28 protein-coding genes are annotated in these 25,332 nt (G+C 60.4%); 9 read left to right on the top strand and 19 right to left on the bottom strand.

The annotated features are described in order from the left end of the window. Positions 1 to 55: 55 nt before the first annotated feature. The 5 genes from PY308_RS06225 to PY308_RS06205 all read right to left on the bottom strand — a co-directional run bounded on the left by PY308_RS06225 (position 56) and on the right by PY308_RS06205 (position 4,636). On the bottom strand, positions 56 to 355 hold the full coding sequence (locus PY308_RS06225; RefSeq protein WP_275789288.1) for a HigA family addiction module antitoxin: 300 nt from the start codon (positions 353 to 355) through the stop codon (positions 56 to 58). Between the two features lie 13 nt (positions 356 to 368). Next, positions 369 to 650: a type II toxin-antitoxin system RelE/ParE family toxin gene (locus PY308_RS06220; RefSeq protein ID WP_275789287.1), complete on the bottom strand. Its 282-nt coding sequence runs from the start codon at positions 648 to 650 to the stop codon at positions 369 to 371. 91 nt (positions 651 to 741) lie between these two features. Beyond that, positions 742 to 2,670 (bottom strand): DUF2207 domain-containing protein, encoded by a 1,929-nt coding sequence (locus PY308_RS06215; protein WP_434064206.1) that lies wholly within the window; start codon positions 2,668 to 2,670, stop codon positions 742 to 744. A gap of 54 nt (positions 2,671 to 2,724) precedes the next feature. Continuing rightward, positions 2,725 to 3,999 (bottom strand): 3-phosphoshikimate 1-carboxyvinyltransferase, encoded by a 1,275-nt coding sequence (locus PY308_RS06210; RefSeq protein ID WP_434064205.1) that lies wholly within the window; start codon positions 3,997 to 3,999, stop codon positions 2,725 to 2,727. Positions 4,000 to 4,087: 88 nt separating this feature from the next. Further along, a complete protein-coding gene (locus tag PY308_RS06205; RefSeq protein WP_275789285.1) occupies positions 4,088 to 4,636 on the bottom strand; it encodes a LemA family protein in 549 nt (182 codons plus the stop codon). Between the two features lie 201 nt (positions 4,637 to 4,837). Here PY308_RS06205 and PY308_RS06200 point away from each other — a divergent pair, with 201 nt between their 5' ends. Both PY308_RS06200 and PY308_RS06195 read left to right on the top strand, forming a co-directional pair. Continuing rightward, entirely contained in the window at positions 4,838 to 5,035 is a 198-nt protein-coding gene (locus PY308_RS06200) for a hypothetical protein (RefSeq protein ID WP_275789283.1), read from the top strand. A gap of 238 nt (positions 5,036 to 5,273) precedes the next feature. Then, a complete protein-coding gene (locus PY308_RS06195) occupies positions 5,274 to 5,420 on the top strand; it encodes a hypothetical protein (RefSeq protein ID WP_275789282.1) in 147 nt (48 codons plus the stop codon). A 115-nt stretch (positions 5,421 to 5,535) separates the two neighbouring features. Here the strand turns inward: PY308_RS06195 and PY308_RS06190 are convergent, their stop codons facing one another. From PY308_RS06190 to PY308_RS06165, 6 genes are all read right to left on the bottom strand, one after another. Further along, positions 5,536 to 6,498, bottom strand: a complete 963-nt coding sequence (locus PY308_RS06190) for a glycine--tRNA ligase subunit alpha (RefSeq protein WP_275789281.1) — start codon at positions 6,496 to 6,498, stop codon at positions 5,536 to 5,538. 107 nt (positions 6,499 to 6,605) lie between these two features. Further along, positions 6,606 to 8,132, bottom strand: coding sequence for a calcium-binding protein (locus PY308_RS06185; protein ID WP_275789280.1), 1,527 nt, complete (start codon positions 8,130 to 8,132; stop codon positions 6,606 to 6,608). A 117-nt stretch (positions 8,133 to 8,249) separates the two neighbouring features. Continuing rightward, positions 8,250 to 8,438, bottom strand: a complete 189-nt coding sequence (locus tag PY308_RS06180) for a hypothetical protein (protein ID WP_275789279.1) — start codon at positions 8,436 to 8,438, stop codon at positions 8,250 to 8,252. A gap of 21 nt (positions 8,439 to 8,459) precedes the next feature. After that, the gene (locus PY308_RS06175) at positions 8,460 to 9,326 is read right to left on the bottom strand and encodes a S49 family peptidase (RefSeq protein WP_275789278.1); all 867 of its coding nucleotides are present in this window, start codon (positions 9,324 to 9,326) and stop codon (positions 8,460 to 8,462) included. A gap of 81 nt (positions 9,327 to 9,407) precedes the next feature. Beyond that, entirely contained in the window at positions 9,408 to 10,178 is a 771-nt protein-coding gene (locus tag PY308_RS06170) for a tRNA1(Val) (adenine(37)-N6)-methyltransferase (RefSeq protein WP_275789277.1), read from the bottom strand. Between the two features lie 53 nt (positions 10,179 to 10,231). Then, positions 10,232 to 10,456, bottom strand: a complete 225-nt coding sequence (locus tag PY308_RS06165; protein WP_275789276.1) for a putative signal transducing protein — start codon at positions 10,454 to 10,456, stop codon at positions 10,232 to 10,234. Positions 10,457 to 10,565: 109 nt separating this feature from the next. On the opposite strand from PY308_RS06165, the gene PY308_RS06160 reads away from it, so the two are divergent. The 4 genes from PY308_RS06160 (at position 10,566) to moaB (ending at position 15,294) form a co-directional block, all read left to right on the top strand. After that, positions 10,566 to 11,582 (top strand): polyprenyl synthetase family protein, encoded by a 1,017-nt coding sequence (locus tag PY308_RS06160; protein WP_275791034.1) that lies wholly within the window; start codon positions 10,566 to 10,568, stop codon positions 11,580 to 11,582. Between the two features lie 218 nt (positions 11,583 to 11,800). Continuing rightward, positions 11,801 to 13,621, top strand: coding sequence for a tetratricopeptide repeat protein (locus PY308_RS06155; RefSeq protein ID WP_275789275.1), 1,821 nt, complete (start codon positions 11,801 to 11,803; stop codon positions 13,619 to 13,621). A 13-nt stretch (positions 13,622 to 13,634) separates the two neighbouring features. After that, positions 13,635 to 14,768, top strand: coding sequence for a 4-(cytidine 5'-diphospho)-2-C-methyl-D-erythritol kinase (locus PY308_RS23065; protein ID WP_434064204.1), 1,134 nt, complete (start codon positions 13,635 to 13,637; stop codon positions 14,766 to 14,768). Beyond that, positions 14,752 to 15,294 carry a molybdenum cofactor biosynthesis protein B gene (gene moaB / locus PY308_RS06140; RefSeq protein ID WP_275789273.1) on the top strand — a complete coding sequence of 181 codons (543 nt, stop codon included), beginning with the start codon at positions 14,752 to 14,754 and terminating at the stop codon, positions 15,292 to 15,294. The genes PY308_RS23065 and moaB overlap by 17 nt, the downstream gene beginning before the upstream one ends. Positions 15,295 to 15,578: 284 nt before the next feature. Here the strand turns inward: moaB and PY308_RS06135 are convergent, their stop codons facing one another. Continuing rightward, positions 15,579 to 16,112, bottom strand: a complete 534-nt coding sequence (locus PY308_RS06135; RefSeq protein ID WP_275789272.1) for a glycosyltransferase family protein — start codon at positions 16,110 to 16,112, stop codon at positions 15,579 to 15,581. Between the two features lie 205 nt (positions 16,113 to 16,317). On the opposite strand from PY308_RS06135, the gene PY308_RS06130 reads away from it, so the two are divergent. The 3 genes from PY308_RS06130 to PY308_RS06120 all read left to right on the top strand — a co-directional run bounded on the left by PY308_RS06130 (position 16,318) and on the right by PY308_RS06120 (position 18,755). Next, positions 16,318 to 17,475, top strand: a complete 1,158-nt coding sequence (locus PY308_RS06130) for a PA0069 family radical SAM protein (protein WP_275789271.1) — start codon at positions 16,318 to 16,320, stop codon at positions 17,473 to 17,475. Positions 17,476 to 17,617: 142 nt separating this feature from the next. Continuing rightward, entirely contained in the window at positions 17,618 to 18,301 is a 684-nt protein-coding gene (gene rnhB, locus PY308_RS06125) for a ribonuclease HII (RefSeq protein ID WP_275789269.1), read from the top strand. A 145-nt stretch (positions 18,302 to 18,446) separates the two neighbouring features. After that, complete coding sequence (locus tag PY308_RS06120; protein ID WP_275789268.1) at positions 18,447 to 18,755, top strand: hypothetical protein; 309 nt, start codon at positions 18,447 to 18,449, stop codon at positions 18,753 to 18,755. Positions 18,756 to 19,021: 266 nt separating this feature from the next. Here PY308_RS06120 and PY308_RS06115 read toward each other — a convergent pair whose 3' ends face one another. The 7 genes from PY308_RS06115 to PY308_RS06085 all read right to left on the bottom strand — a co-directional run bounded on the left by PY308_RS06115 (position 19,022) and on the right by PY308_RS06085 (position 25,325). Then, entirely contained in the window at positions 19,022 to 19,513 is a 492-nt protein-coding gene (locus PY308_RS06115; protein WP_275789266.1) for a F0F1 ATP synthase subunit B, read from the bottom strand. 10 nt (positions 19,514 to 19,523) lie between these two features. Beyond that, positions 19,524 to 20,132 carry a F0F1 ATP synthase subunit B gene (locus PY308_RS06110; protein WP_275789264.1) on the bottom strand — a complete coding sequence of 203 codons (609 nt, stop codon included), beginning with the start codon at positions 20,130 to 20,132 and terminating at the stop codon, positions 19,524 to 19,526. A gap of 72 nt (positions 20,133 to 20,204) precedes the next feature. Continuing rightward, complete coding sequence (locus PY308_RS06105) at positions 20,205 to 20,432, bottom strand: F0F1 ATP synthase subunit C (protein WP_056332699.1); 228 nt, start codon at positions 20,430 to 20,432, stop codon at positions 20,205 to 20,207. Between the two features lie 80 nt (positions 20,433 to 20,512). After that, on the bottom strand, positions 20,513 to 21,274 hold the full coding sequence (locus PY308_RS06100; protein ID WP_275789259.1) for a F0F1 ATP synthase subunit A: 762 nt from the start codon (positions 21,272 to 21,274) through the stop codon (positions 20,513 to 20,515). A 61-nt stretch (positions 21,275 to 21,335) separates the two neighbouring features. After that, positions 21,336 to 21,701, bottom strand: coding sequence for an AtpZ/AtpI family protein (locus tag PY308_RS06095; protein ID WP_275789257.1), 366 nt, complete (start codon positions 21,699 to 21,701; stop codon positions 21,336 to 21,338). Positions 21,702 to 21,990: 289 nt separating this feature from the next. Beyond that, on the bottom strand, positions 21,991 to 23,163 hold the full coding sequence (locus PY308_RS06090; RefSeq protein WP_275791032.1) for a cell wall hydrolase: 1,173 nt from the start codon (positions 23,161 to 23,163) through the stop codon (positions 21,991 to 21,993). A gap of 260 nt (positions 23,164 to 23,423) precedes the next feature. Continuing rightward, entirely contained in the window at positions 23,424 to 25,325 is a 1,902-nt protein-coding gene (locus tag PY308_RS06085) for a potassium transporter Kup (protein WP_275789256.1), read from the bottom strand. Between the last annotated feature and the right edge of the window lie 7 nt (positions 25,326 to 25,332).

Below are 25,332 nucleotides of genomic sequence, written 5' to 3'. Positions count from 1 at the left end.
GGCTTAGCAAGCCCGGCAGCAAAAGTCATCCGTTCAATGGTGGAAAACTCGCTGTTCAGGCAGCATCGCGGACAGGGATGCGTGCGATCGCGGCGCTGCTGCGCTCGGCCTCGATCTTGAGATCGTAGCTCACCTGCATGTTCATCCAGAATTCGGGTGTCGTTCCGAAAAACCTGGCAAGGCGCAAGGCGGTGTCGGAGGTTATGCCGTTTTTCTCGGTGACGATCCGTTCAATGCGGGTTCTTGGAACATTCAGTTTCTTTGCCAGTGCCCCGGCGCTCATCTCCAATGGATCGAGATAGAGTTCCTTCAGGATTTCGCCCGGATGGATCGCGGGCAGATTGATCATGCTCATCCGAGTTTCCTTGTCAGTGATAGTCCACGATTTCAACGTCGTCTGCGCCGCCCTCCGACCAGTCGAAGCAGATGCGCCATTGCTGGTTAATGCGGATCGAATATTGCCCGTCGCGGTCTCCCGACAGCTTCTCCAGACGGTTTCCCGGCGGCGATCGCAGATCCCTTATGTCGGCAGCCGCGTTCAGGAAGATCAGCAGTTGCTGCGCCTTGCGAACCAGATCCGCCGGAAAACCCTTCTTCACCGTGCCATCGGCAATGGATCGAGACAGCTTGTCCTTGAACGAACGGATCATCGAGCGTCTCCATAAGTATCAAATGATGATACATATCCTTGCCGCCGTCAAGTATCACCGCATGATACGGAAGTGACCAGGGTGGTGAAGGCTACCACCCGCCTCCGCCGCCTCCCCCGCCGCCGCCGCCGGAAAAACCGCCGCCGGAGGAGAAGCCGGAGGATGAACTTTTGGGCGGCGGTGGAAGCGAGGCGGTCATGGTGCCAGCCATGGAGCCGGCAAAGCCGCCCATGCGATCGCCGAAGGATCCGGAGCCGAAGGATTGGCCATGGTACCAGGCAGGCTGGTAGGCGGCAGCACCTGCCGCTGCGGCAATCAGCCAGCGGTCGAATGTCTCCGACCAGGGCTTTTCGACGCCCAGCGCGACCGCGTAAGGCAGGAGCTTTTCGAAATGCTGCGGCGACATGGCGGGGACGCCCGCCATGTTCATCCGCTCCTGTTCGGCAAGCGTCAGATATTGGCGAAGGCCGTCGATGCCGTCCATCATCTTCGATCCGATCGGCGTCGGCGCGCCCATCAGATAAAGAAACAGGAGATTGACGAGGACGATGCCGCCGATGCCGATCAGCAGCGGCATTTCATGGGTCTCGACAGCCTGATAGATGGTGACGGCAAGGACGGTCAGCAGGCCCGACACCAGGAAAAAGCCCACTATCCCGACGACCAGGATCGCGGCTATCCGCGCACCAAGGGTTTTTGGGCCTTTAAAGAGCCGGCCGAAAACAATGGAAAAGATGGCGACGAAGACGGCCGCGACGACGGGCAGGATGATCAGCACGACATTGTCGCCGAGCCGGCCGAATGTGAGGATAGCCCCGAGGAAGGCGGCAGACAGAAGCACTCCGCCGACCACGTAAGACGTATTCGCCTTGTAGTATTTGCCGCGATGTTCCTTTTCCATGGCACTGCGGAATGCCGAGCCGAGCGTCTGCACTTTCGATCCATTAGCCTTGTCGATGGCCAGTTTTCCGCCATTGCGCTCGACGGCGGCGAGAATGGCAGCTTCGCCGGCCTGAAGGGATGCGGGTTGCGGCTTTTGCGTGCGCGAGATCACCAGCGACGATTGCAAGTCTTCCAGAGTGACGTAGCCTTCGACTGCCAGATTGAGTGCCGCCGCAGACAGCGCCGTCCAGCCCTGCCCGGAAAAGCCTCTGTTGTCGATATAGTTCGCCAGCGCCGGGGAGATGCCGTCCGGGGCGTCCCATCGCGGCACCATGACACCGCGAGCCGGATCGCGGCCGACCCGCAGCCACATGCGGGCGTAATAGAGCGTGGTGATCACGAGCCCGGCAATGGCGAGGATCCAGTGCAGATTGTCCTTCAGCCACCAGACATTTTCCTGCGAGGCAGAGGGCGGATCGATGCTGCCCTTCGGCATCTTGACGGCAATGGTCAGCCCCTCGCCGGCTGCAAGAGGTCTTGTGGTGGTAAAGCTTATCCGGTCGCCTTCTTCTACGGCGCGGGCGTTCTTCTGCGTTGATCCGTAGGCGCCGGTAAAGACATCGAGCGCCCGAGGCCGCACGCCTTGCGGCAGTGTCAAGACGGCAGAGGCCTCATCGATGGGGAAAACCCATTCCGTGCCGGTGACATTCCAGTAGAGTTCGTCATGCTCGGCAAAGAAACGGATCTGGCGCGACGTCTCATAGGTGATAGCGAAGACGTGTTCGCCATGCGGGAGGAAGATATCGGCTTCGCCGGTATAGATGCGGATGCCGCCGGGGATGCTTTCCGTCCGGTAAGGCTCCGCCGCCCCGTCGCGCTCCACCGAGACCAGCTTGAAATCCGCTCTTGCAGTTTTGCCGCTCGCATCCGTGAAGGTCAGCGGCAAATCGCGGTAGATTCCGCGCTTGATACGGTTTCCTTCGACATTGGCGCGGATCGTCTCGGTGACCGCCAGCACGCCGCTTTTGGCGACCTGTATATCCGAACGGTAGGACCTGAACATCTCGATGGCCTGCGCCGGCGCCGCCTGCATCGAAAGCAGCAGGAAAAGGCCAAAGATCGCAACCAGCACTCTCATGCACATCCTCCAGTCGGGCGGGTTATACGCAGGCGGGCACGGTCAATCCTGTGGTCAGGGCCTGTCACCGGTCAATTCGACGCCCAGCGCGGCAAGCTCGTCCCAGTAACGCGGATAGGTTTTTGCGACGCAGCCGGGGTCGAGGATGGTGATGCCCCCGATCTTCAGCCCGGCCAACGCGAAGCTCATGGCGATGCGGTGGTCCGCAAAGGTATCGATTTCGGCGGCCAGCGTCTGCCCGGCCAGCGCCGGATCGGAGGCGACCAGCAGATCGTCGCCCTCCTCGATGCCGAGGCCGGGGCGGATGTTCGACAGGCCGGCGGACAACGCCCGCACCCGGTCGCATTCCTTGACGCGCAGATTTTCGATGCCGGTGAAGCGCACAGGCGTCTCGTTGAACGCAGCGAGAACGGCCAGCGTCGGCACCGCATCCTGCATCTGCGATCCGTCAATGACGGCAGGCATATGCGGGAAACTGGCGATGACCGCATAGGACTTCGCATCCGGCTGCGAGAAGGCCGCTGCCGCGACACCGAAGTCGATGCGGCCGCCGGTCAGCACCTGCGCCGCCCAGAGATAGGTCGCGGCCGAGGCATCGGGCTCGATGACATAATCCGTGGCGTGATAGCCTGTGGGGCCGACCTGCCAAATGGAGGGGCTGACCTCCGTCACCTCGGCACCGAAGGCACGCATGGCCGCCACGGTGAGATCGATATACCCGCGCGCGCCGATCTCGTCGCCCGCAAGCTCTATATTGACCGGCCGTGTGCCGCCGGCAGCCGCCATCAGGAGGGCCGAGACATATTGGCTGGACAGTCCGGCGTCGATAATCACGCGGCCGGTTCCGAAATCGCCGGTGCCGGAAACAGTCACAGGCGGGCAACCCGTGGGAGCCTCGACGGTGACACCCAGGTCACGCAACGCTGTCACCAGCGGCGCGATCGGACGCTTGCGCATATGGTCGTCGCCATCGACCACCACCGTGCCATTCACCAATGCCGCAGCGGCGGTCAGGAACCGCGTTGCCGTGCCGGCATTGCCGAGGAAAAGCGGCTTTTCCGGAGGCAGGAGCTTGCCGTTGCCGGTGACGACGAACGTAGTATCGTCCGGCTCCGAAACGGCAACACCCATGGCACTCAGCGCATCAGCCATGTAGCGGGTGTCGTCGCTCTTCAGCGCACCGGTCAAGCGGCTCGTGCCCTTTGCAAGGCCGGCCAGCAGCAATGCCCGGTTGGTGATGGATTTCGACCCCGGGGGGCTCACCCGACCCTGAAGCGGATGGCCCGGCGGAACGATGGTGAGTTTCTGGTCTGTGGTTTTCATGCGCATGTCTCTTGCTGCCGGCGCTGCCCCACCGTCTGTGCGGCCCGCCCTTCGTCTCTGTTGAAACGCCGTCTACGATGGATTTCCGGATAGGTCAAAACTTCACCACGGGGACCGCCCGGTCGGCGTCGTCGGCGATTTCGAAATAGGCCGCCTTGGTAAATCCGAAGGGACCGGCGATGAAATTCGACGGTACGCTTTCGATCTTGACGTTGAGATCGCGCGCAGCGCCGTTGTAGTAGCGGCGGGCCATCTGCACTTCGTTTTCGATGTCCCCCAGCGATTGCTGCAGTTCGGAAAAGTTCTGGTTGGCCTTGAGGTCGGGATAGGCTTCGGCAAGAGCGAAAAGCTTGCCGAGCGACTGGCTGAGCAATCCTTCGGCCGCAGCCCGGCCTGCGACGTCGCCCTGCGGTACCGCTTGAGCCTTGCTCCGCCGTTCGACGATCTCCTCAAGCGTGCCCTTCTCATGGGCGGCATAGCCTTTGACCGTCTCGATGAGGTTCGGAATGAGATCGGCGCGGCGCTTCAGCTGAACATCGATGCCCGACCATGCCTCCTCTTTCACCTGCCGCGCCTTGACGAGGCTGTTGTAGAGAAAGACCAGGTAGAGGACGACGACCACGGCAATGCCAAGACCGATCATGGAGGCTTCCTTTCCGAAAGGCGGGTTTTCAGCAACTTAAGCATCGGCGGGCCGGGTTGAAAGACAATTCTCGCCGCCGTCCGCTTACGCCGTTTTCTCATCGCAATCGTGCAGGGCCTGTTCCACCGGGAACCGCACGATGGCGTCGTTCGGCAGATGATCCACCCATCGGATCAACGCCAAGCCCTGAAGAACGCCATCATGAAAACGCTCGCAAACATCATCAACGTCATCGCCTTCTCGGCCTTGTTCTTCGCCTATGCGAGCAGCGCAACAATGGAAAAGCCGGCCGGCGTCCGCCGGGCGCTCCAGATCTATGCCGGACAGTTGCCGACCGGCGCCTACCCAACCCTGAAGCCGGTCTGGCAGATCGGCGTCGACGCCAGCGATGTGATCTGAGCCGCAGCATGAAGATCGGCTGTCTGCCCGCGCCACACTTCCGCCCGCGTCACCGAGACAGAAATCCTCGCTAGAACTCGCGATTGCGGCTGAACGTCAGGCACGTATAGTTGACCGATGTTTCGCGTCCTGCGGCGAGTTTGTCCGTAGCCACCGCCATGACGGCACCTCCGAAACTGGAAGCGAAGCCTCGGACAGAGGCGTCGCCGAATCATCAGAGAAGTGCGACCCTTGACCCATGACCATCCTCTCCATGATCACCCTGTCAGCACTCGTTCTCATCAGCCTGAGCCATATGGCAGCGATCCGCGCGGACAAGCAAAGCCGGCGCCGGCAGACCATGGTTCCGGTCCGCATGAACCGCCCGCGTCTGCGCCGCGACTGAACGCACCGAAAGAACAGCCTGCGCCCGCTTCCACCATCCGCTTTCCACGCCGGTTGGTCCGGGCATGGTGTTAGGGTAGCGTCTTGCGAACGCAAGTTGGAAAAGCGGCTGAGCGTCAGGCCGCCTTGTCCGCCAGTTTGATACCGCCCGCGTCCGTCAACAAAAAGGCTTCTCCGCAGGCCTTGGCGAGCGTGCGGACGCGCAGGATGTAGCTCTGGCGCTCCGTCACCGAAATGACGCCGCGGGCATCCAGAAGGTTGAAGACATGGCTTGCCTTGATGCACTGGTCATAGGCCGGGAAAACGCATTTGTGCAGGATCTGACTGTCCCCGCCGCCGGGCGCGCCGGCGACGAGCAGCGCCAGGCACTCCTTTTCCGCATCGATGAAATGCTGATGCAGCATGGCGGTGTTGGCGTATTCGAAATTATAGCGGGAATATTCCTGCTCGGCCTGCAGGAAGACATCGCCATAGCTGATCTTCTCGTCGCCGTCGCGGCCGTTGAAGTTCAGATCGTAGACGTTGTCGACGCCCTGGACGTACATAGCGAGGCGCTCAAGGCCATAGGTCAGTTCGCCTGACACCGGCGAGCACTCGATGCCGCAGACCTGCTGAAAATAGGTGAACTGCGAGACTTCCATGCCATCGCACCAGCATTCCCAGCCAAGGCCCCAGGCGCCGAGCGTCGGGCTTTCCCAGTCGTCCTCGACGAAGCGGATGTCGTGCAGCAGCGGATCAAGCCCGATGGCCGCCAGCGAGCCAAGGTAAAGCTCCTGCAGATTGGATGGATTGGGCTTGAGGATCACCTGATACTGATAATAATGCTGCAGCCTGTTCGGGTTTTCCCCATAACGCCCGTCCGTTGGGCGGCGCGACGGCTGGACATAGGCGGCCCGCCAGGGTTTCGGCCCAAGCGCCCGAAGGGTCGTTGCCGGATGGAAAGTGCCGGCACCGACTTCCATGTCGTAGGGCTGCAGCACCGCGCAGCCCTTGTCCGCCCAATAGGCATGCAGGGTCAGGATCAGCGCCTGGAAGGAACGCTTCGGGTTCATATGATCCGGCAGGGCGGCGGTCGTCATGGCAATGGTCCAGGTTGAATTGGCTGGCTGTCTGGTGCCATGGCGCACGGAAGGGGTCAAGGGGCGGCCTATACAAGCAGGCCGCCCATTCCCCGAGCAGGACGTTCCTACAGGATGAAATCGCTGACGGACAAGGGCATCGACCCGTTCAGCCCAAGCGTGAAATCGCTGGCTCCGTCGCCATTCGTATCGGCGAGAACGTAGGTATCGCCATCCTTCTGCAGATAGCGCAATTCACCGGCCGTGCCACTGAACGCCCTGGTTCCGATGAAACTGAACGCGTTGTTGCCGGATGCCGTCGATGCGTCGATGACCGACAGATCCATTCTGTCATCCCCCTTCTCGAAATCGGTGATGATATCGCGGCCCGGTGTCGCGTCAAACTGGAACCTGTCGCTGCCCGCGCCGCCACTGAGCGTGTCGACCCCAGACCCGCCGTAGATCACGTCATTTCCGGCATCACCGGAAATCCTGTCATTGCCGCCGCCCCCGATGAGGCGGTCCGCGCCATCGCCGCCCGAAATTATGTTTGCTAACGCATTGCCGCTCAGCGTGTCGGCGTGGGAAGATCCGGTCAGGTTCTCAATGCTGGAATAGGTGTCGCCCTTGGCATCGGCGAGATTGCCGGAAGGACTGGACAGATTTGCCCTGACGCCGGAGGATGCCTCGGCATAGGATGCGGTATCACTCCCGCTGCCGCCCAGAAGCCTGTCGGCGCCGGTGCCGCCGTTGAGCGTGTCGTTGCCCTCGTCGCCCTTCAAGGAGTCGTTGCCGGACCTGCCCCACAACTGATCGTTATCGGCATTGCCACGAATATCGTTGTTAGCACCGTCGCCGCGAATCACGTCGTCCAACGCCGAACCCACGACCCTCTCGATGCTGTCAAACGTCCGCTCCTGCGAGCCTGCCAATGAAGGCGTATTGTAGGTCTTCGCTTCCATGTCGACGGAAGCGCCAAGCGCGAACAAAGCGGAGAAATCGAGAGTGTCGATGCCGGAACCGCCAGAGACGTCATCCATCGCCGCACCGCCACCCGTTATTCTGAGAATGTCGTTCCCGGAACCGCCGGAGACGAAATCACGGCCGCTGCTGCCCTCGAGAATATCATTTCCAGCACCGCCATACAGCTTGTCGTCGCCGATCATCCCTTTCAGAACATTGTCACCGGCATCACCGACGATACGGTCATTTTCATCCGTTCCAGACACATTCTCGACGCCGGAAACAGTCCGGGTTCCTTCTGTGCCGCCGAGGATGAAATAGCTTTGCTTGCTCAGATCGATGTTTACGCCGTTGTCAAAGGCGAAAAATGAAATCGAGTCGATGCCGCTGCCACCGGAAACATCATCGATGAAACCATTGTTGCGCATGCCGAAGGCATCGTCGCCGGCCTCGCCATAGAGCGTGTCTATGCCGTTGCCACCGAACATCACGTCGTTGCCGGCACCTCCGTAAATCGTGTCATTGCCATAAACATTGCCGTCACTTTCGAAATCCCCATAGATGACATCATTGCCGTCACGGCCAAAGATCACGTCATCCTCGCCGTATCCGCTAATATTGTCATTGCCATCGGTTACACCGCTGCCATAGTCGATGATATCGCTTTGGCTGGTACCAAACACATAGGCCATGAAGGTCTCCCTCGTTTCCGTCAGATGCGGCAAACTTAGAGACGGAGGATAAATTTACAACCAGAAATAAGACGGCAAATATATGATTTAATTACAATATTATAAAATACTCATAAATTATTCGGGCTTCTTTAACCTGTATTCACCCGTTGCCGGATCCTTGATCAGCGTGCCCTGGGTGCCCGTTTCCTTCTGGCGACGGACCTCCTGTTGGCGGCGGGTGAGCTTTTCGGCCTCGGACACGAACTTGCGATAGCCGTACCAGGCAATGGCTGCGACGATGAGCAGCAGGATGAGTTGCGGCATGGCTTTCCCCGTCTTTTGGCCTCAAAGGCCGAAGCGACCCCATAATGCTCTTTCTTCGGCCACGTCCGCAAGTCCGGCAACTGTGGACGCGGCAAAGCGTTCGGCGACGATGCCGGCGAACGCTGCGCCGGGCTGGCGCCGGCCGAAGAGCCCGCGCGAACCGGAGACCAGTTGCAGCCGCGTCTTTTCGCCAAAGCGCTTCTTCAGTTCACCGCGCATATCGCCGAGACTATCGACCAGCCCCAGTTCCTTTCCGCGTTTGCCGGTCCAGAACAGGCCGGAAAAGATATCCGGATGGTCGGCGAGCAGGTGACCGCGACGCGCCTTGACCATAGCGATGAAGATGTCGTGGATTTCGAGCTGCAGGCTTTTCAGATATTCGACGTCCTGCTCTTTCTCCGGTTGGAACGGGTCGAGAATTACCTTGTTGGACCCGGCCGTATAGACGCGCCGCTCCACGCCGATCTTCTTCAAAAGCTCGGGGAAGCCGAAGCCACCGGAGACCACGCCGATCGAGCCGACGATGGAGGTCGGGTCAGCGATGATCTCGTCACCCGCCAGCGCGATCATGTAACCGCCGGACGCTGCGACATCCTCGACGAAAATAATCACGCGCTTCTTCTTTTCTTCGGCGAGATCGCGGATGCGCTGAAAGATCAGGCGCGACTGCACCGGCGAGCCGCCCGGCGAATTGATGGAGATTGCCACGGCCGGCGCGTCCTTGATGGAAAATGCTTTTTCAAGCACCGGCGCGACCGAGGCGATGTTGAGCGGCGGGCGGAACTGGCTACCGCCAGCCATAATCGTGCCGTGCAGCCGTACGACGGGGATCACCACCCCTTGCCTGCGAAAGCGCTTCGGCAGCAGCTTCATGAACCATCCGGCCATCTGATTTTCCTTGGTATTTATCGGCTTATCGAGATGGCATGTATGTATCGGCGAACCAAACGCAATGGCGCGGAGCGAAAATCAGCGGCAACGGCGATAGGTTGTGCGGCCGTTGTTGAGGTCGTCGACGGAATCGGTGAACTTGTGCGTGCCGTCGCGGTGCATGATCAGAGGCGCGCGAAACGCCAGCCGCGCCCGGCTTTGCTTGATGGCGGTGACGAGGATGCGCACCGCATTTTCACCGGCCCGCGGGTGCAGCGACGTGATCTCGATGCCGCCGAAGCGACGGCCGCAGGCACCGACGATCCGGGCGATGGACTCGGGCCGGGCAATGAGCGACAATTGCCCGCCGGGCTTCACGATTGCGCCTGCGGTGCGGATCCACACCTCGAACAGATCCTCCGTCATGGCATGCGCCTCGGCCTTCAGCGCGTCGGGCGTCGTGCGATCCGAGGCATCGTTGAAAGGCGGATTCATGATGACATGATCGAAATGATCGTCGGCAAGGCCAGCCGCCCGGCGCTGCGCGCCCGTCAGCGCCACGTCAGCTTCCAGCACGCTGAGGCGGGCTGCGAAACGTTCGTTTTGCGTCAGCGCGAGGCTCTGGCGGGCGAATTCGGCCATCAGCGGCGAGCGCTCGACGAGAACCACCTCCGCGCCCTCAAGCCGCGAGGCAACAGCCATGCCGGCAGCACCGGCACCGGCGCCGAGATCGGCTATCCGGCAAGGCCGGTCGGCCGCAACAAGCGAAGCGAGCAGCATGGCGTCCATGCCGGACCGATGGCCCTGCCCCAGCGGCTGGATCACATGGAATTGGCCGCGATGGAAGCTGTCGATGGTTTCCGTCGTCATGAGGGGGAAATTCCGCGTTCGGGGTAAGCCAGCCACGATCGATGCATCAGCCGTCAAACCTCCCGCAATTCCGCGCCCAGCCCGGCATCCACGAGGATCTGCCGCGCCTCGTCCGCCTCATCATCCGCCACCATGAAACGGCGTGGCAGGAGGCCGAGAGAGCCTTCGAGGATGCTCATGCCCTGATCGGCGATGAAACAGCCGATACCGGCTTCCTTCATCAGACTTTCCGCAAAGGAGATGAGAACGGCGTCGTTGGTGCGGATCAATTCCTTCATTCGGTATCGTTTTCCTGCCTTAATCGGGCAAGCGGGACAATTCGCCTCTTGCCGCCACAAGTCCCTCTTTCTATTGTCCGAAGCGGAATTTGAACAGGAGTCCCTTGTGTTGGGCGTAGTAATACCGCTGGAAGACAGCAAAAACAAACAGGCTTCCGTCAAGCCTCTCGTCGATCTGACCAGGGCGGACATGGAACGTGTCAACCAGTTGATCCTGTCCAAGGCTGGTTCGGACGTCCAGATGATTCCCGAAGTGGCAAACCACCTGATTTCGTCCGGCGGCAAGCGGCTGCGGCCGATGCTGACGCTCGCATCGGCCGCGATGTTCGGCTTCACCGGCGATGCGCATGTGAAGCTTGCGACCTCGGTCGAGTTCATGCACACGGCGACGCTCCTGCACGACGACGTCGTGGACGAGAGCGATCTGAGGCGCGGCAAATCGACGGCGCGGATGATCTGGGGCAATCAGGCTAGCGTGCTCGTCGGCGATTTCCTGCTGGGCCAGGCCTTCAGGATGATGGTCGATGTCGGATCGCTGGATGCGCTGGATGTCCTGTCAACCGCGGCATCGGTGATCGCCGAGGGCGAAGTGCTGCAGCTTTCCGTCGCCAAGAACATGGAAACCACGGAGGACGATTATCTCTCGGTCATTCGCGCCAAGACGGCGGCGCTGTTTGCCGCGGCCGCCGAAGTCGGCCCGATTGTCGCCAGGACCGACAAGGCGAACCGCAACGCGCTGAAATCCTACGGCATGAATCTCGGCCTTGCCTTCCAGCTGGTGGACGACGTGCTGGACTATGGCGGCAAGGCCGCCGATCTCGGCAAAAATGTCGGAGATGATTTTCGCGAAGGCAAGATTACCTTGCCGGTCATCCTCTCCTATCGCCGTGGCACGGCCGAGGACCGCGGCTTCTGGCGCGAGGCCATCGAAGGCGGCAAAAGCGACGACCAAAATCTGGAAAAGGCGCTTGGTCTCATCAATCGCTATGGCGGGCTGACGGATACGATCGCGCGCGCCCAGCACTATGGCACGATCGCCCGCGACGCGCTGGCGCCGCTGCCGCAATCGCCCTGGAAGGCCGCTCTCCTGGAAGTGATCGACTTTTGCATCGATCGCGTCAGCTGACCGACAGGATTTTATTGCCGCATTGCGCCAAAAAAGCCATTCTGTGGCGTCATGCAGACAGGGCGGTCCTGGGCTGCCGGACGACAGATTGTGTTTTGCGTATGAGCTTCGCGTCAACCGATTCCGGTGACGCAGGTTATGCGCTAAGGATTATGAACTGATTCCCTGCGAATCCGGCGCCGGCGCCAAGGGGTGCGGCCCGTCACGAAAGGCTTGTCATGCGGCAAAAATACCTTCTTCGCCTGCTCAGCGGTGCAGCGTTCCTGGCAGTAGCATCCCTGTCGGCCGCACCGCAAAGCCTTGCCGAAGACAAGGCGCCGACCGTTGCGGAGACAAAGCCTTTCGACACGAACCTGGTCAACAGCTTTTCCGGCGCGTTTCTCGCTGCCCGCACGGCCGATGTTGACAACGATCTCGAGACGGCGACCAGGCTGTACAGGGTGGCACTCGAATTCGATCCCGACAATGTCGATGTCAAGCAGCGCCTGATGATTACGCTTCTGATGAACGGCGAGTTCGAGGAAGGCGTGGCGTTGGCTCAGGATCTGAAGGAGGATTCGTCGGTCGAGCGTATCACGACGATCGTCCGGGCCGTCGAAGCCATTCGCAAGCGTGAATACCGCAATGCCCAGAAAATCCTGAAATATGAAGGCCCGAACGACCTCGACCGTTTGATGAACGGGCTTTTGCTCGGCTGGGCTAAGGCGGGCGACGGCAAGCCGAAGGAAGCGATTGCCGAAATCAATGCAATGGAAGGTCCGGAGTGGTTCAGGATCTTCAAATCCTACAACCAGGGCGCTATCGCGCTTGCTGCGGGCGACAAGGCAACGGCGCGCTCGAAGCTGAACGATGCCGTCGTCGATCGGGAGGGCGGAGCCGCGGCCCCGGACACCTTCATGCGCGCGGTCATCGCGCTTGCGCGGCTCGAAGCCCTTGACGGCAACAAGCGTAAGGCGCTCGACGCGCTTTCGGTCGGCGAGCGGCTTGTCAGCAATTATGCGCCGCTGAAGGCACTGCGCACGAGCATCGAAGAGGGCAAGCCGCAGGAACAGCAGGTGCGAAGTGCTGCACAGGGCGCGTCGGCCGTGTTGTTTTCGATCGGGGCAGCACTCAATCGCGAGGGTGCAGAGGACATCGTTACGCTCTACCTCCAGACGGCGCGGGCTCTTGATCCGGAAAGCGCCGATATTCTCGTGATGCTGGGCGGCATTGCCGAAAGCCGCAAGAAGCCGGAACGGGCGATCGCGCTCTACCAGAGCGTGCCTGAGAATTCGCCAATGCGCCGCCTGTCCGAAATGCAGCTTGGCCTCAGCCTTGCCTCCGTCGGCAAGGTGGAGGAAGCCAAGAAGCATCTGAAGGAATTGATCGACCTCGATCCCAAGGACATGCGCAGCTATCTGGCCTATGGCAGCGTGCTCTCGGACGCCAAGGACTACAAGGAAATGGGCATTACCTACGACCGCGCCGTGGAGGCGATCGGCCCTGTTCCGCAGCGCGGCGACTGGACGATCTTCTTCCAGCGTGGCATCGCCTACGAACGCCAGAAGATCTGGGACAAGGCCGAGCCGAGCTTCAAAAAAGCCTTGGAACTGAATCCCGAGCAGCCACAGGTTCTCAACTATCTTGGCTATTCCTGGGTCGATATGAACATCAATCTCGAGGAAGGCCTCGACATGATCAAGAGGGCGGTCGAGCTGAAGCCGGACGACGGCTACATTGTCGATTCTCTCGGCTGGGCCTATTTCCGGCTGAACCGCTTCGATGACGCCGTGGTTGAACTGGAACGCGCTGCCGAGTTGATGGCCGGCGACCCGACGATCAACGACCATCTGGGCGACGCCTACTGGCGCGTGGGGCGCAAGCTGGAAGCGGTATTTCAGTGGAACCAGACGCTGGCGCTGAAGCCGGAGGAGGCGGATATTCCGAAGATCAAGGACAAGATCGAAAATGGCCTGCCGCCCGTCGAGGCAAAGGTGCCGGCTGCTGCCGAGACCCTGCCGAAAAAGGCTGATCCGGCGGCAACAGGCAAGAAATCCTGATCCCGCCGCTTCCATGACCGGTGACGGCGGCATTCCGGGCTTTACGCTGACGCGCCTTGCGCCAGCCAAAATCAATCTTGCCCTGCATGTGGTGGGGCAACGAACGGATGGCTACCATCTGCTGGAAAGCCTGGTGACATTTGCCGATGCCGGAGACCGCATCGGCCTTTCCGTGTCGGATATCGACCGATTTACCGTTTCCGGTGCATTTGCCGACCATCTCCCGCTAAAAGGAGACGGCGCTTCCGGAAATCTGGTGTTGAAGGCGCGCGACCTCTTGCGGGTCTATCTGGCCGATCAGGGCATCAAGACAGAGCCGGTTCATCTCCGCCTTGAAAAGAACCTGCCAATCGCCTCGGGCATTGGCGGCGGCTCGGCGGACGCTGCGACAACGCTGCGAGGACTTCTGCGGCTGTGGGACGCCTCCATCGACCATGAGACACTGCACAGGATTGCCCTGAAACTGGGCGCCGACGTGCCGATGTGTCTCGACGGCCGGCCACTGATCGCCAAAGGCATCGGCGACGAGATCGTGCCCGTCGCAGGATTGCCGGCCTTTCCGGTGCTTATCGTCAATCCGCTGAAATGCGTTTCGACGCCGACGATTTTCCGGTTGCTGACGAACAAAACCAATCCTCCGTTGCTCATGGCAGGCGCGGCAAGGTTTCCGGATCATGCTGTCCATGGTCCTCGAAACCGTGGCGACGTCCCCCCCTCTGTCGGCGACGCCGACATCTCCCCCTCAAGGGGGGAGATTGCCAGCGGCCTCGAAATCCGCAAGGAAAATGAACAATCTCCCCCTCAAGGGGGGAGATGTCCCGAAATGACAGAGGGGCGGAAGCCGCCTCACGCGCCGACCCTATTGCACCGCGACTGGATCGATTATCTGAGGAGCACGCGCAACGATCTGGAGCCGCCGGCCCGCAGCATTGAGCCCGAGATCGGGGCGGTATCTGCCGCGCTGGCGAAAGAAGATGCATTGTTCGTGCGGATGTCGGGATCGGGGGCGACATGCTTCGGTCTTTTCGATACGATCACCGAAAGAGACAGGGCAGCGGCAAACCTTTCATCGCAACATCCGAACTGGTATGTTCTGGCCTGCACCAGCATAGGCGGAGAGGAGTACGGCGATGGCCGGCATGGATGAAACGCGCCCCTTCATTCCGGTCAGCATCGCCGTTCTCACCGTGTCCGATACCCGAACGCTGGCGGATGACCGGTCCGGCGACACACTCACAGCCCGTATCGACGAGGCCGGGCATCGGCTCGCCGCACGCGCCATCGTGCCGGACGATATTGCGCAGATTGCAGCGCAGGTGCGGGCCTGGACGCTGGACGCGGCGATCGACGTGGTGATCACCACAGGCGGCACGGGCTTTACAGGGCGGGACGTGACGCCGGAGGCTGTGGAGCCGCTGTTCGAAAAACGGATGGACGGGTTTTCCGCGGTATTTCACCGCATTTCCTACGACAAGATCGGCACCTCCACCATCCAGTCCCGCGCAACCGCCGGCCTCGCCAATTCAACCTTCATTTTCGTCCTGCCGGGATCGCCCGGCGCCTGCTGCGACGCCTGGGACGGAATTCTCAAGCAGCAGCTCGACTACCGGCACATGCCCTGCAACTTCATCGAGATCATGCCGCGGCTCGACGAACATCTGAAGCGCAGATAGGCCGTCGCCCGAATATTTCTCCTGTTCCATCCGTAACAGCGTGGGTGAGACGACACCTGTAGAACCATTGTCATCGGCAACGGGGACAGGGTTGGGCTCACGGGATCGTTTCGGGCGGACGGATATTTTCCAAAGTTTGCTCCGGAACGCCGGCAAGTATACGACGACGCGTTCATTCGCGCGGCAAGGCATTTTTATCGGTTGATTTTCAAAGAACTGATTTCATCACGGTCGGGCAGGTTCGCAAGAACCTGCCCTTTTCGTTGCCCGGACCGATGATTTTGTCAGCGGTCGTCAGTCGCTCGATGACCCAAAGCGACCCAGGCCGGCACCAGCTCGCTCGACAGCCGCCGCACACCCTGTATCGCCACGAGGTCATTGAGCCGCATACCCGCACGGGCACGAGCTACTGCCTCGACCTTCGGCAGGAGATAGCCGAGTTCAAGCGGCGCCCGACGCGCCGTCAATCGTTTCAGAAAAGGACGGCGATGCAGCCGCGACGGCGAAAAGCGGGCGGCTGTTCTGCCCGAAGACATATAGTCGGCAATGTCGTCGATCCAACGGCCGCACGGTCGCGCTCCGGTTTCCAGCAGAAGCATCCACTCGCCTCTGGCGGAGCGAAGGATCTCCCCAAGGTCCCAGCTTGTGCAGAAGCGTGCGCCGGCCGCATCCGCAACCTGGCTGCAGCCGTCGCAGGAACCATGATCGAGAATAATGACATCGCTCACCAGGCCGTCCACGGCGCCCGAAACGAGCGCCGACAACGTCTGTACCAGTTCCGCTTCGTTATCGTGCGTTTCCATGATGACTGTAAGCATTGCCGTCCATACCGCATCGCGGCATGAATTTCCATAAATGCGCGCCTTCTGACGGTTAACTTTCGATTCATCATGAATCACGAAGCTGCCGCGGCACCCGTGACAGCGAGCAAAGCAGTTTGTTCTTGCAATGTTCCACTTTCCGCGCTAGAAAACATGGCAGAGGACAATGGATCGGCGTCCAGTCGCTGATCCCGGAGAACCCATGAACGAGCTGTCTCATATCAGGCAGGGTGCTTTGGCGCCCGCCAACACGGCAGATATGGCCGAAGCGATGGTTGCCGGTTCGGGACTGCGGATCGAGATCGACCGCAGGCGGGGACGCGCTGCCGCTCTGAACACGTCCGGGCGTTACGAGCCGACATCGCGCGTACTTGAAGACGACGGCTGGGACTCGCTGGGCGAATTACCGGCTTTGAAGACCGAGACGCAAATCGAAAAACCCAGGACGATCATCAGCCGCAATGATTCCCCCGATATTCCGTTCGACCGCTCGGTCAATCCCTATCGCGGATGCGAACATGGCTGCATCTACTGCTTTGCCCGGCCGACCCACGCCTTCATGGGCCTTTCGCCGGGCCTGGATTTCGAGACCAAGCTCTATGCGAAGCCGGATGCGGCAAAACTCCTGGAGCGCGAGCTTGCCAAACCGGGATACAAGGTGCGTCCGATTGCGATCGGCACCAATACCGATCCCTATCAGCCGATCGAAAAGGAATGGCGCATCATGCGGCAGGTCCTCGAGGTGCTGAAAGCCTGCAACCACCCGGTGATGATCGTCACCAAGTCTGCGATGGTGATGCGCGATATCGACATTCTCGCACCCATGGCTGAAAAAGGCCTCGCCAAAGTCGGCCTGTCAGTAACGACGCTGGACGGCAAGCTGGCGCGGTTAATGGAGCCTCGGGCATCGACGCCCACGAAGCGGCTGGAGGCCATCAAGGCGCTGTCGGATGCCGGCATTCCGGCGACGATCATGATGGCACCGGTCATCCCGGCCTTGAACGACCACGAGATCGAGCGGGTGCTGGATTCCGGCAAGACGGCAGGTGCGACGCAGACAAGCTACGTGCTTTTGCGCCTGCCGCTGGAGGTGAGCCCACTGTTTCGCGACTGGCTGCTGCGGAACTATCCCGATCGGTACCGGCACGTCATGTCCTTGGTGCGCTCCATGCGGGGCGGAAAGGATTACGACGCCGAGTTTGGCAAGCGCATGAAAGGCGGTGGCCCCTATGCCTGGCAGATCGGCCGGCGCTTCGAGCTTGCCGCGAAGCGGCTGGACCTCAATCTATCGCGATCGCCGTTGAATTGCGATCTCTTCGTTCCGCCGCTTGGGGTTGGCGTTCAGCTTTCGCTGTTGTGACGGCTTGCAGACATCCGTTCCCTTGAGGGGCGACGCTATATCGATCGGCTTTCCGCCCGGAAGCCGGATCGGTGTTCCTCCCGCAGCCGCCTCACTGCCGGAGGGCTTGCAGGGAATCGGGCTTATGTGCAAGGTCTGCCGCATGACCCGAAGCGCACAGCCCGATTCCCCCTTTCTTTTCGAGACCGTCGAAGGCCCCGATTTCAGCTTCGAGACCGGTGCGCGGCGCGAGGGCCTCTGGCCGGTGGCAGGCACCGATGAGGCCGGACGCGGCCCGCTTGCCGGGCCGGTCGTGGCTGCTGCCGTTATTCTCGATCCTGATAATATTCCGATGGGTCTGAACGACAGCAAGCAATTGTCGGTTGTCCGGCGGGAAGAACTGTTTGATCTGATCCTGGGTTCAGCAATCGTGTCGATCGCGTCGTCGGCGGCTGGCCGGATCGACGGAACCGACATCCGCAAGGCGAGCCTGGATGCTATGCGCCGTGCCGTTGCCGGCCTTGCGCTCGCTCCGGCGCTGGTTCTCGCAGATGGCCGCGACATTCCGCCAGGACTTGCCTGCCGCGGCAGGGCGGTGATCAAAGGCGATGCCCGGTCCTTCTCAATCGCTGCCGCATCGATTGTGGCAAAGGTTGCGCGCGACCGGATGATGACCCGCGCCGACCCTGTTTTCCCGGCTTACGGCTTTGCTGCGCATGCCGGCTATGCGACCGCGCGCCATCGCAGCGCAATCGACCGTCACGGCCCCTGCCCTTTGCACCGTATGAGCTTCCGGCCACTGCGGCGGGATGACGTGGACTGCCTGGACGAAGGTGAGCCTGCCTGACGCGACAATTCGTCAGGGGCCAACCGTGAAGACACAGCACGTATTTTTCTTCGAGCGGGCGTGCCTGCGGTAACAATCCGTACAATGGAAGCGTTATAGATGCTGACACTCGATACGCCCACGATTCTCCTGAAAGGATCGGTACATGCTCCTTGGTCTGATTTTCATGGCTGCCACAATTATATCGGACGCATCCGCGTCCGAACCGATGGCGGATGCGATACAGCTCGACCTTCAGACGGCCTATACCTGCAAGGATATTGATGGCCGCAAGGTCTGGAAGGGCGAGCTTGCCTATTATATCCAGTCCTATGTCTATGACGGGCAGCACGGAGATGATGCGACAGACATGGCAGCCGATGCCGTGCTGCCCGAAGACAACACGCCGGAAACGATGCGGGAATTCGAACAGGCATGCCTGACAATCGCGCCTTCGGCAGCAAACAACAACTGAAGCTGCCTATGATGCCTCGCGGTGCACGAGGTACACGATCCCGGCATTCTGGATGCAGATCAGATTCCTGAGAGGCTGCGGTTTGAATTCCAGACTGTCCAGCAGAGCGTGGGTTGGCGTAGCCCAGCGGAACTCCGACTCCGAATGTCCATTCATGACGCGATGAACCATGCTGGTTTCATCGAAAGGCAGCGTGCTGTCAGTCCATACGAAAAAGGCTGGCGCGAGCCAGCCTTTCCTTGTTTTGAGCGAAGCAAAACAGCCAGTCAGTTCAGACGGGTTTTGACTTCGGTGATTGCCTTGGCAAACAGGGCCGCTTGGGTGGAGGCATCCGATTTGTCGGCGATGACGCGCTCGGCGGCGGCAACCGCGATATCGACAGCGGTCGCGCGGACCGAATTAATAGCGTCTGTCTCGGCCTGCTTAATCTTCTGTTCCGAAAGCGCCGTGCGGCGAGCGACGAATTCGTCGGTCTTCTGCCTGGCTTCCTCGGTCAGGGCCTGCGCTTCGCGCTCGGCTGCTGCAACGATATTGGCGGCCTCGGCTTCTGCTTCCTTGCGCTTGCCCTGATATTCGACAAGCAGGGCTTGCGCTTCGGCACGCAGGCGTTTGGCTTCGGCCAGTTCATTGGTGATGCGCGCTGCCCGCTCGTCGAGCGATTTGGCGAGCATGCCGGGAACCTTGAGGTAGACGATCAGTGCCAGAAAAAGCACCAGACCGACGAACGCCCAGAATGTAGCCAGTGAAGTGAGATCCATGATGCGCTCCTTACTTCACTGATGCCTGGACCGCGGCTGCGATCTCGGATTGCGTTGCCGTGCCGCCGATCAGCTTTTCGACGAGGAGGCTGGCCGTCTCTTCGGCAATGGAGCCGACATCGGCCATTGCCGTCTTCTTGACCTCGGCAATGCGCGCCTCGGCGGCGGAAATCTTTTCGTTCAGGCTGGTTTCGACCGCGGTGCGCTCGATTGCAGCCTTGGCCCTGGCGGCTTCGCGCGCCTCGGAGGCGATCGCGTTGCCCTTTGCCCGGGCGGCGGCCAGTTCCTGTTCATAGGCTGCAATGGCAGCATCCGCCTCTGCCTTGGACTTGGCTGCAGCGTCGAGATCGCGGGAAATCGTTCCACGGCGTGTCTCAAGAATGCTGTCGATACGCGGCATCACGATCTTCGACATCAAGTAATAGAAAAGGCCGAAGCTGATCGCCAGCCACAAAAGCTGCGATGCGAATGTCGAAGTATCGAAGGGCGGGAACACTCCCGAGCCATGTCCGCCTTCGTTGGCTACACCGGTTTCGGTGTGGACCTCGCCGGCAGCGGCGTCGTGGGTCTCTGCGCCTTCGGTGGTGGTTGACTGGGCGTATGCCGAAGTCACGAACATGCTCACCTCCAGGTGCACTCAGGAAAGATTAGGGCCGCGGCTTGATGTCGCGGCCCTGCCTTCAAGCCGGTCTTAGACGGCGAAAAGGAGCAGAAGAGCTACGAGCAGCGAGAAGATGCCCAGAGCTTCCGTAACGGCGAAGCCGAATACGAGGCGACCGAACTGGCTGTCGGCTGCCGAAGGATTGCGCAGCGCGCCCGACAGGTAGCTGCCGAAGATGTTGCCGAGACCGAGAGCCGTGCCGGCCATGCCGAGGCAAGCGAGACCTGCGCCGATGTACTTTGCTGCTTCCGCTTCCATGATAATCTCCTTGAAATGGTTGTTGCGGCTGTATTTGCGCCTTTACCGGCCAAGACCGGGAAGGCCCACGACTTTATTCCTCAGTGACCACCGGGATGCACTGCGTCGTTGAGGTACATGCATGTGAGCACCGCAAAGACATAGGCCTGGAGGAAGGCGACGAGGAATTCGAGGCCCGTCAGGGCAACGGTCATGATCAGCGGAAGGATGGCTCCCCCGATCCCCAGCGCGCCCATGGTTCCAAGCGAGGCAACGAAGCCTGCGAACACTTTCAGCGTGATGTGGCCGGCCAGCATGTTCGCAAAGAGACGAACCGAAAGACTGATCGGGCGGGACAGGAAGGAGATCACTTCGATAGCAACAACGAGCGGCAGAAGGATGCCGGGTACGCCAGAGGGCACGAACACATTGAGGAAGCCAAGGCCGTGCTTGTAAAAACCGTAAACGAGGACCGTGCCGATCACGAACAACGCGAGAGCGAAGGTGACAACGAGCTGACTGGTCACTGTAAAGAAGTAGGGAACCATGCCGAGCATGTTCGCCGTCAGGATGAACATGAACAGCGAGAATACCATCGGGAAGAATTTCATGCCGTGGGAGCCGGCGCCTTCGCGCAACATCGAGGCGATGAATTCATAGGAGATTTCAGATACGGACTGCATGCGGCCTGGAACCAGGCTGCGCGTCGACGTCGTGAAGTAGAGGAAGCCGGCGGCGACGGCCATTGTCGCCATCATGAACAGCGAAGCGTTGGTAAAGGAGAAATCAATTCCGCCAATTTCGATCGAGACGATCTTGTTGACCACAAACTGGTGTACCGGATCTACCTTGTCGCCTGCCACAGCTGCTCTCTCTCGTTTCAAGCCGCCTGGAGAGGCGGATATTTATGTCTGCGACGCGCCCTCAGGCAGCATCATTCTTGTCGTTGCCGGTCCGGCCAACGCGATCCGCCGGATGGGGCGCCGCCACCATGCCCGCCGAACGCAGGACGTTCAGCACACCGGCACAGAAGCCGAGCAGGAGAAGCACGATCATTCCCCACGGGCCTGTACCTGCAAAATGGTCCAAAAGATAGCCCAGAAGTGCACCGACGATGATCGCTGCCACGAACTCGCTCGAGAGCTTCACGGCAACCCGATAGCCCTTCCGGTTCTCCGCCGCCCGCGCCTCGTCCGCCGCGTATCGCGGGTCTTCCTTGCGCATATCGGACAGTTCCGAACCCAGGCGTTTCAGCCGGTCTTCCAGACCATCATTCCGGTTGTCCGTCACGGGGCGCCCTCCTTCTTGCTTCCTGTCATGGTCATAGACCACAAGTCTGGTCACACAAAGGCCGGATTTAAAGCCACCGTTCCGCCCGTTCTGAAGTCGGCCGCAACATAGTTTTCAGGGGGCTAATAGTCAAGGCACTGAATAGCCTTGTCGAACGACAATATTGCTCAATAAATACAGATGCTTATTGGAATTCGGAATGACCTGCCGCGAAATCGGAGGGAATCGGTGAGACACGCTGCGTCAGGACGATGCGACGCCCTGCCGGAAACGGTGTAATCCGCTGGCCTCAGCTCCAGCCGCCGCCATAGGTGCGGTAGAAGATGTGCTTGCCGATCTGTGCGACCCGCTTCATCGTCGGACCCCAATGGGCCTTCACGTAGGTTGCGTGATAATGGGTGGACGACCCCACTTCCGGCAGCCAGATCTTGCCGGCGGTGACGGCGAGACCGATTTCCTTGGCCGTCTGCCAGGCCGAACGCGACCAGACGATGTCGGGAATGCGGTCGCAGGCAAACGAGAACTGGCAACGGTTGTACCAGCCCTTATTCTGATAAACGACTTTGCAGACCGTGTCCGGATAGGACGGATTGCGGACGCGGTTGAGGATAACCTGGGCAACGGCTGCCTGCCCCTTTGCCGATTCGCCGCGCGATTCGAAATAGATGCCGGCCGTCAGGCACTTCTGCTCCGCTTCGGAGAAGACGTCGGCCGGCAGCGGGTTTGCCGCCCAGGCGTGATCGTCGGGGGCAATGCTCGGAATGAAGCGGCCGCCGGCGACGTCCTTCTTCAGGATCGAGTCGAAGGGAGACTGGCGGGCATAGTCGGGTTCCACAGGCGCATAGGCGGTTGCCAGTATGTCGGCGGTGCTGTTGGTCACGAGGCTGGCGACCATGGGCGAGATGGACGGATCCTGCCTCGGCGCCTTCTTGGCGTAGAAAGCCATGGCGATTTCAATTTCCTTGCCCTTGATCTTCGATTTCGTGAAGGCCATGCGCTCTTCATTGTCGAACAGCGGATCTGTCAGCGAACTCGTGCGCTGCAGAATGGAGCCAGCGGTAAAGTCCCTGGGCGGCGTGACCGGCGCGACCGCCATGACACGCCCCTTCTTGCCCCTGCGGTTGACGCGCTCCTCATCCGTCAGGGGATCGGCCTGCCTGTCGGCCGACGTCAGGGAAACCTTGCCACCATCCGGCATCGTCAGCCCCGCCCCGCCGGCAAGCGCACCCGCTACGGCCTGATCTTTGAAGACCATATCGACCGCGTGCAGGGATCCGGCTGGCGACGGTGTCATATGCATGCGCCAGTTCTCGCCGCCGCGATTGAGGCCCGAAATGAAGGTCGCGAGATCCGCATGGGCCGAGACGGTCGGAAAACCGGTTGAGAGACCGATACTCAGCATCAAGGGCGCCGCCCACTGCGAGGCGATAAGGCTGGGCTTCAGACTGGGTATTCTACGCATACGCATCAACCGTACTCCACGCACTGGCAGACGCAGGTTCTCACCCGGAAAAATAATCCGGACAGCAATCCCCGCGGAAGTGAATCAGGAAAGCGGCGCCCCGGCACCTGGCGCGTTAACCGCTTCAACATATCCCGACAATGAAGCATTAACCTTGATGCTTGGTTAACGCCGTTGCTTCGGACGGGGTCTTGCCACGGAAACGCTTGCTGCACGCAGAGACGATGCTGCCGTTGGCACGGCTCGCCAGACCCGATTTCTCAAATAATAACGTGCGAACCGAGTTCGACGACGCGGTTGGTGGGCAGGCGGAAATAGTCGGAAGGATCGATCGCGGCATTGGCAAGTGCGATAAACAGCCTGTCCTGCCAATAGGGCATGCCAGACTGGGCGTCCGGAACCAGTTTGCGCCGGCCGAGGTAGAAGGAGGTCGACATGATGTCGAACTTCAGCCCGGTCTTGCGGAACAGACCGAGAGCCTGCGAGACATTCTGGGTTTCCATGTAGCCGAAATGCATTTCAAGCAGGCTGAAGCGTTCGGAAATACTGCTGGCGCTGACGCGACGATCTTTCGGAACGATCGGAATACCGGCCGTCCGGATCGTCAGAATGAAGTTCTGCGCGTGCAGAACATGGTTGTGCTTGATGTTGTGGAGCAAGGCCGCCGGGGTCGATTGCGGATCGCTGGTGAGAAAGATTGCCGTTCCAGGAACGGAAACCGGCGCATGCTCGCTCTTGCGTTCAATCGACTTGATGAAGGAGGCAAGCGGAATATCAGTGTGGCGCGTCTTGTCGTGCAGGATTTTGGTACCGCGTTTCCAGGTCCACATGATGATGACGATGCCCACTGCGATCGTCACGGGCACATAACCGCCATCATGGATTTTCAGCATATTGGCGCCGAAGAAGACGGTCTCCAGGAGAAAGAGAGGCAGGAGCACGACGAGTGCCGTCCACAGCTTCCATTTCCAGCGCGCACGAACAAACTCATAGGCCAGCATCGTATCGACAAGAAGAGCGCCGGAGACGGAGATGCCATAGGCTGTGGCCAGCGATTCCGAGGATCCGAATACGAAGACCAGCAGCATGACGCCGAACATCAGGAGCATATTGACATTGGGCAGGTAAATCTGGCCGGTCTGGGTTTCGGACGTATGGAAGATCGCCATGCGCGGCAGGAAGCCCAGATGAATCGCCTGACGGGTCAGCGAGAAGGCGCCGGTGATCACCGCCTGGGCGGCAATGATCGTCGCGCAGGTTGCGAGAATGACGATCGGCAGCAGCAGCCACTCGGGAAACATCAGGAAAAAAGGATCGGACATGGCTTCCGGATGTTTCAAGACGAGAGCGCCCTGCCCCAGATAATTCAGTGCCAGGGCCGGAAAAACCAGACAGATCCACGCCCACTGGATGGGCCTGCGGCCGAAATGGCCGAGATCGGCGTACAGTGCCTCAGCACCTGTCACCGTCAAAAAGACGGCACCCAGCACGACGATGCCGACGTAACCGGCATGGAACAGGAAGTAGACCGCGTAATAGGGGTTGAAGGCTGCAAGAATGCCGAAATCATCGCGAATATGGCTGGCGCCGGCGACGGCGAGCACGATGAACCATGTGGCCATGACCGGCCCGAAGAACTTCGACACGGCCTCGGTGCCGCGCGACTGGACGGCGAAGAGCGCAAGCAGAATGACGACGGAAATCGGCACGACATAGGGCGAGAGTTCCGGCGTCACCAGTTTCAGGCCCTCGACCGCCGACAGCACCGACAAGGCCGGAGCGATAATAGCATCGCCTATGAACAGGGCCGCACCGATGATGCCCAGAAAAAACAGGCGGCTGGCGCGGCTGCCGGCAAACTTCATCAACAATGCGAGAAGCGACAGTGTGCCCCCCTCGCCGTTGTTGTCGGCGCGCAGGAGAAACAGCACATATTTGAAGGTGACGATGATCGTCAGGCTCCAGATCATCAGCGAGATCAGACCGATGATTTCGAGTCGGCTGACACCGTCCGCAGCGACGGGACGCAGCGCTTCGCGAAAGGCGTAAAGCGGGCTTGTGCCGATATCGCCGTAGACGACGCCGATCGAGCCGAGCGCTAGAACCGCCAGTTTGCGAACGCCGGTGTCGCCGCTTCCAGGCGTGCCTGCCGAATGGGACATAGGGATC

This window comes from Pararhizobium gei (genome assembly GCF_029223885.1).
In the GTDB taxonomy this organism is placed as follows: domain Bacteria; phylum Pseudomonadota; class Alphaproteobacteria; order Rhizobiales; family Rhizobiaceae; genus Pararhizobium; species Pararhizobium gei.
The sequence above is the reverse complement of the archived record's forward strand: the minus strand, read 5'-3'. Positions and strand labels throughout refer to the sequence as shown.

Excerpts from the sequence above, each read along its gene's own strand:
- PY308_RS06180 (WP_275789279.1), bottom strand. The coding sequence starts at position 8,438 with ATGCCGCAACTCATCCTGCTGCTCATCGTCGCAGCCATTGCCTGGTAC.
- PY308_RS06130 (WP_275789271.1), top strand. The coding sequence starts at position 16,318 with ATGAACGAGCTGTCTCATATCAGGCAGGGTGCTTTGGCGCCCGCCAAC.
- PY308_RS06175 (WP_275789278.1), bottom strand. The coding sequence starts at position 9,326 with ATGGCCGGATGGTTCATGAAGCTGCTGCCGAAGCGCTTTCGCAGGCAA.
- PY308_RS06120 (WP_275789268.1), top strand. The coding sequence starts at position 18,447 with ATGCTCCTTGGTCTGATTTTCATGGCTGCCACAATTATATCGGACGCA.
- PY308_RS06205 (WP_275789285.1), bottom strand. The coding sequence starts at position 4,636 with ATGATCGGTCTTGGCATTGCCGTGGTCGTCGTCCTCTACCTGGTCTTT.
- PY308_RS06200 (WP_275789283.1), top strand. The coding sequence starts at position 4,838 with ATGAAAACGCTCGCAAACATCATCAACGTCATCGCCTTCTCGGCCTTG.
- PY308_RS06115 (WP_275789266.1), bottom strand. The coding sequence starts at position 19,513 with ATGGATCTCACTTCACTGGCTACATTCTGGGCGTTCGTCGGTCTGGTG.
- PY308_RS06195 (WP_275789282.1), top strand. The coding sequence starts at position 5,274 with ATGACCATCCTCTCCATGATCACCCTGTCAGCACTCGTTCTCATCAGC.
- PY308_RS06110 (WP_275789264.1), bottom strand. The coding sequence starts at position 20,132 with ATGTTCGTGACTTCGGCATACGCCCAGTCAACCACCACCGAAGGCGCA.
- PY308_RS06220 (WP_275789287.1), bottom strand. The coding sequence starts at position 650 with ATGATCCGTTCGTTCAAGGACAAGCTGTCTCGATCCATTGCCGATGGC.
- PY308_RS06085 (WP_275789256.1), bottom strand. The coding sequence starts at position 25,325 with ATGTCCCATTCGGCAGGCACGCCTGGAAGCGGCGACACCGGCGTTCGC.
- PY308_RS06185 (WP_275789280.1), bottom strand. The coding sequence starts at position 8,132 with ATGGCCTATGTGTTTGGTACCAGCCAAAGCGATATCATCGACTATGGC.
- moaB (WP_275789273.1), top strand. The coding sequence starts at position 14,752 with ATGGCCGGCATGGATGAAACGCGCCCCTTCATTCCGGTCAGCATCGCC.
- PY308_RS06215 (WP_434064206.1), bottom strand. The coding sequence starts at position 2,670 with ATGAGAGTGCTGGTTGCGATCTTTGGCCTTTTCCTGCTGCTTTCGATG.
- PY308_RS06135 (WP_275789272.1), bottom strand. The coding sequence starts at position 16,112 with ATGCTTACAGTCATCATGGAAACGCACGATAACGAAGCGGAACTGGTA.
- PY308_RS06165 (WP_275789276.1), bottom strand. The coding sequence starts at position 10,456 with ATGAAGGAATTGATCCGCACCAACGACGCCGTTCTCATCTCCTTTGCG.
- PY308_RS06210 (WP_434064205.1), bottom strand. The coding sequence starts at position 3,999 with ATGCGCATGAAAACCACAGACCAGAAACTCACCATCGTTCCGCCGGGC.
- PY308_RS06105 (WP_056332699.1), bottom strand. The coding sequence starts at position 20,432 with ATGGAAGCGGAAGCAGCAAAGTACATCGGCGCAGGTCTCGCTTGCCTC.
- PY308_RS06225 (WP_275789288.1), bottom strand. The coding sequence starts at position 355 with ATGAGCATGATCAATCTGCCCGCGATCCATCCGGGCGAAATCCTGAAG.
- PY308_RS06190 (WP_275789281.1), bottom strand. The coding sequence starts at position 6,498 with ATGACGACCGCCGCCCTGCCGGATCATATGAACCCGAAGCGTTCCTTC.
- PY308_RS23065 (WP_434064204.1), top strand. The coding sequence starts at position 13,635 with ATGACCGGTGACGGCGGCATTCCGGGCTTTACGCTGACGCGCCTTGCG.
- PY308_RS06155 (WP_275789275.1), top strand. The coding sequence starts at position 11,801 with ATGCGGCAAAAATACCTTCTTCGCCTGCTCAGCGGTGCAGCGTTCCTG.
- rnhB (WP_275789269.1), top strand. The coding sequence starts at position 17,618 with ATGACCCGAAGCGCACAGCCCGATTCCCCCTTTCTTTTCGAGACCGTC.
- PY308_RS06170 (WP_275789277.1), bottom strand. The coding sequence starts at position 10,178 with ATGACGACGGAAACCATCGACAGCTTCCATCGCGGCCAATTCCATGTG.
- PY308_RS06090 (WP_275791032.1), bottom strand. The coding sequence starts at position 23,163 with ATGCGTAGAATACCCAGTCTGAAGCCCAGCCTTATCGCCTCGCAGTGG.